Below are 3,423 nucleotides of genomic sequence, written 5' to 3'. Positions count from 1 at the left end.
CATATACGAGCATGAGTTTCGTACTAACCGACTGTTTTTTCCCGAGGTGGACCAGGGTTTTGCCGTCGGCAAGCCACTATCACTGGCCTGGGCCGTTTCGAAAAACAACGGTCATGGCCTGCTGGTTCAGATCAACCTGTTTCTTGACGAGCTGAAGTCAAGTGGCGAACTCGAGCAGCTGCAAACGGAGTATCTGGGGCGCGATAACTACCTGGAGTACGTTGGCGCCCGTACCTTTATCCATCATGTGCATGGCCGGTTACCGACCTATAAAGCGCTGTTCCAGGAAGCCGCTCGCAACTATGAGTTTGACTGGAAACTGCTGGCGGCGGCTGGCTATCAGGAGTCGCACTGGCTGCCCGATGCGACTTCACCCACTGGGGTGCGCGGCCTAATGATGCTGACGTGATCTGGGCGTGAGCAACCGCCTGGACCCTGCTCAGAGCATCGACGGCGGGGCACGCTATTTGCGCAACATCGAACAGCGGTTACCGGAATCGATCACCGGAATGGACCGCCTATATATGGCGCTGGCCGCCTATAACGTGGGGCTTGGTCATCTTTATGATGCACGACAGCTGACCGAGGAACGCGGCGGCAACCCTGACCTGTGGGCCGACGTAAGCGAAGCCCTGCCACTGTTGCAGCATCGTGAGTGGTTCGAAAAAACCCGCTATGGCTACGCGCGCGGCGGAGAACCGGTCATCTATGTGCGAAACATCCGCCGCTACTATGAAATCCTCACCTACGTGGATCGTAGCCAGCAGCAGTTTCACCTGCTCAACGACCGCCAGCCAGGTGGCGATGACAGCATCCTATTTGAAGTCATCCCACCTCATGGCCATGCCGCTGGCGGCTAAGTGCCGTCAAGCGTGGCATTGCGGCGCTGGGAAAAAAAACTTGTGAGCAGTCGCGCACTCCGCACAGCCAGCACGCCACCCCGCACCTCGACCCGGTGGTTGTACCATGGCTGAGCGAACAGGTTAGCTTTCGATTCCACCATGCCAGTATGTGGCTCGGCGGCGCCGTATACCACGCGCATCAGCCGCGCATGAATCATGGCGCCTGAGCACATCAGGCAGGGCTCCAGGGTGACAAACAGCGTGCAGCCGTCAAGGCGGTAGTTGCCCAGCCGCTTGCCGGCATCGCGCAGCGCCATGATTTCAGCATGGGCACTGGGGTCGTGATGGCCAACCGGGGCGTTGTAACCACTGCCGATAATCTCTCCCAGCGGGTCGACCACCACGGCACCTACCGGCACTTCGCCTTCAACGAGTGCCAGCCGGGCCTGATCCATAGCCCGATGCATGTAATATTCATCACTGCGCATGACGCGCTACTCCCGTAAACTTGCGCTACTGGCCAATATCGGAGAATACCTAGAATGCAAGCTGCCCTGAATGATCTGGTTGATCTGCTCGGACTTGAAACCCTGGAGGAGAACCTGTTTCGCGGCTACAGCCAAGATCTTGGGCTACCCCAGCTATTTGGGGGCCAGGTACTGGGCCAGGCACTCTCCGCCGCCACTCACAGCGTGGATGCCTCTCGCCGCGCGCACTCGCTGCATGGCTATTTTTTGCGCCCCGGCGACGCAAGCAAGCCGGTCATCTACCAGGTCGACGCAGTGCGCGACGGCGGCAGCTTCACCACCCGGCGCATCACGGCCATTCAAAAGGGCCGACCGATCTTTTTCTGCAGCACGTCTTTCCACGGTCAGGAAGACGGTATGGAACATCAGCCACAGATGCCAGACGTTACCATGCCTCAAGACTTCAACCTAAATACCGACAAGCTGATTCGCTTTCCCGGCCACCCCATCGAATTTTTGCCGCTGGACGAAGAAGCCCAGGACGGCCAACCCGCCCGCAAACGGCTGTGGTTCCGACTGGCAGGCGAGCTGCCTGACATCCCAGCCTTACATCGCTACCTGCTGGCTTATAGTTCCGACTTCAACCTGCTAACCACCTCGTTAGTACCCCACGGCATTCGCTTCGGCGACCCCAAGCTGCAGATCGCCAGTCTCGATCACTCGTTGTGGTTTCACCACGACGTCAAGGTCAACGAATGGCTGCTCTACGACATGGACAGCCCCTGGGCCGGTGGCGCCAGAGGCTTTACCCGCGGCAGTATCTACAATCGACAGGGCCAGCTAGTCGCCTCCAGCGCCCAGGAGGGGTTAACCCGGTTGCGAGGTTGAGACCGCTCACGACTTGCCGGCGGTGAAGCCGCCATCCACCAGCAGGTGGGCGCCGGTAACAAAGCTGGCCTCGTCACTGGCTAGGAACAGGAAAGCATTGGCAATTTCTTCTGCACGGCCCAGGCGCCCGATGGGATGCAGACTGATCAGTCCGTCGAGCAGCTCCTGATCCAGAGCGGCAAGCAGCGGCGTATCGATGTAACCGGGACCGATGGCATTCACCCGCACACCCTTCTTGGCGGCTTCGATAGCAAGCGTTCGGGTCATATTAACCACCCCGCCCTTGGCGGCAGTATAGGCAGCGGTGCCGGTCTGACCGAACACGCCCAGGATGGACGCGCAGTTGACAATGCTGCCACTGCCCTGGCGATACATCACCTGCAGCGCTGCCCTGGCCACCCGAAAAACACCGTTGAGATTGATATCAATAATGCGCAGGTACTCATCGTCCTCGAGTTCATCTGCAGCACAAGTGCCACCGATGCCGGCGTTATTGAACACCGCATCGACACTGCCCAATTCGGCGACGGTGTCTGCGAACAGGCGATCAACCTGGGCCGTATCAGTGACATCAACGGCCTGGAAAACACAGCGGCCCTGATGTTTGCCGTTCAGCTCGGTGGCGCGAGCCTGGCCGCCGCTGTTTTCCAGATCGGCGATAACAACATTGGCACCTTCCTGCAGGCAGCGCTCCACGCTGGCCAGACCGATGCCGCTGGCTCCGCCGGTTACGATGACGCTCTTGTCTTGCATGCGCATGATGTCTTTCTCTCCCTGGTCAAAGAATAAACAGTACGGATAAGCCGCATTGGGTGATTTCAGCCTGCCTACATCATCAGGGCTGTCTTACCCCTGGCCAGACAGGCCTTGAACAGCTACTGGGGTTCGTAGGGTGTAGACCAAACTTTGTCTAGCTCATGGCGATTGAGGATTTCTTCCACCTCGGGCCGAGAGGCCTCAGGCACGAGCACTTTGATCTCGTTTGCACGCTTGTCGAAATACAGTTTTTCCCTAGGGTAGCCCTCAGAGACAAGCTCGTCGTAGGCATTGACTGCCTTACCATCGCTTGAATACACAGCCGTAATGGTCCGTGTCATGACAACCTCCGTAGGTATTTACAGGGGGTATATTCCTCCTGTTTTGAGTATAGCGACAATTGCCTAGCAATTAAGGGTTCTTCGTCACTTCACGTGGATTTGGCCTGATCGAACAGGCGGCCCACTGGG

The 3,423-nt window shown here is 58.2% G+C and carries 4 protein-coding genes and 1 pseudogene; 2 read left to right on the top strand and 3 right to left on the bottom strand.

Features of this window, described 5'->3' with window-relative positions; translation table 11 throughout:
• Window positions 1–860, top strand: a pseudogene (gene mltF, locus ACTH3D_RS12845) (membrane-bound lytic murein transglycosylase MltF); the annotation flags it as partial.
• On the opposite strand, the gene tadA reads toward mltF, so the two are convergent.
• Complete coding sequence (gene tadA / locus ACTH3D_RS12840; RefSeq protein ID WP_441667535.1) at window positions 857–1,330, bottom strand: tRNA adenosine(34) deaminase TadA; 474 nt, start codon at window positions 1,328–1,330, stop codon at window positions 857–859. The pseudogene mltF and the gene tadA sit on opposite strands and share 4 nt — an antisense overlap.
• Before the next feature lie 54 nt (window positions 1,331–1,384).
• On the opposite strand from tadA, the gene ACTH3D_RS12835 reads away from it, so the two are divergent.
• Window positions 1,385–2,197 carry an acyl-CoA thioesterase gene (locus tag ACTH3D_RS12835; RefSeq protein ID WP_441667534.1) on the top strand — a complete coding sequence of 271 codons (813 nt, stop codon included), beginning with the start codon at window positions 1,385–1,387 and terminating at the stop codon, window positions 2,195–2,197.
• A gap of 6 nt (window positions 2,198–2,203) precedes the next feature.
• On the opposite strand, the gene ACTH3D_RS12830 is transcribed toward ACTH3D_RS12835, so the two are convergent.
• Together ACTH3D_RS12830 and ACTH3D_RS12825 are read right to left on the bottom strand one after the other, a co-directional pair.
• Window positions 2,204–2,956: an SDR family NAD(P)-dependent oxidoreductase gene (locus ACTH3D_RS12830; RefSeq protein ID WP_441667533.1), complete on the bottom strand. Its 753-nt coding sequence runs from the start codon at window positions 2,954–2,956 to the stop codon at window positions 2,204–2,206.
• A gap of 116 nt (window positions 2,957–3,072) precedes the next feature.
• The gene (locus ACTH3D_RS12825) at window positions 3,073–3,294 is read right to left on the bottom strand and encodes a hypothetical protein (protein ID WP_441667532.1); all 222 of its coding nucleotides are present in this window, start codon (window positions 3,292–3,294) and stop codon (window positions 3,073–3,075) included.
• Window positions 3,295–3,423 lie beyond the last annotated feature (129 nt).

Source organism: Halomonas sp., from assembly GCF_052095765.1.
Taxonomy (GTDB): Bacteria; Pseudomonadota; Gammaproteobacteria; order Pseudomonadales; family Halomonadaceae; genus Halomonas.
The sequence above is the reverse complement of the archived record's forward strand: the minus strand, read 5'-3'. Positions and strand labels throughout refer to the sequence as shown.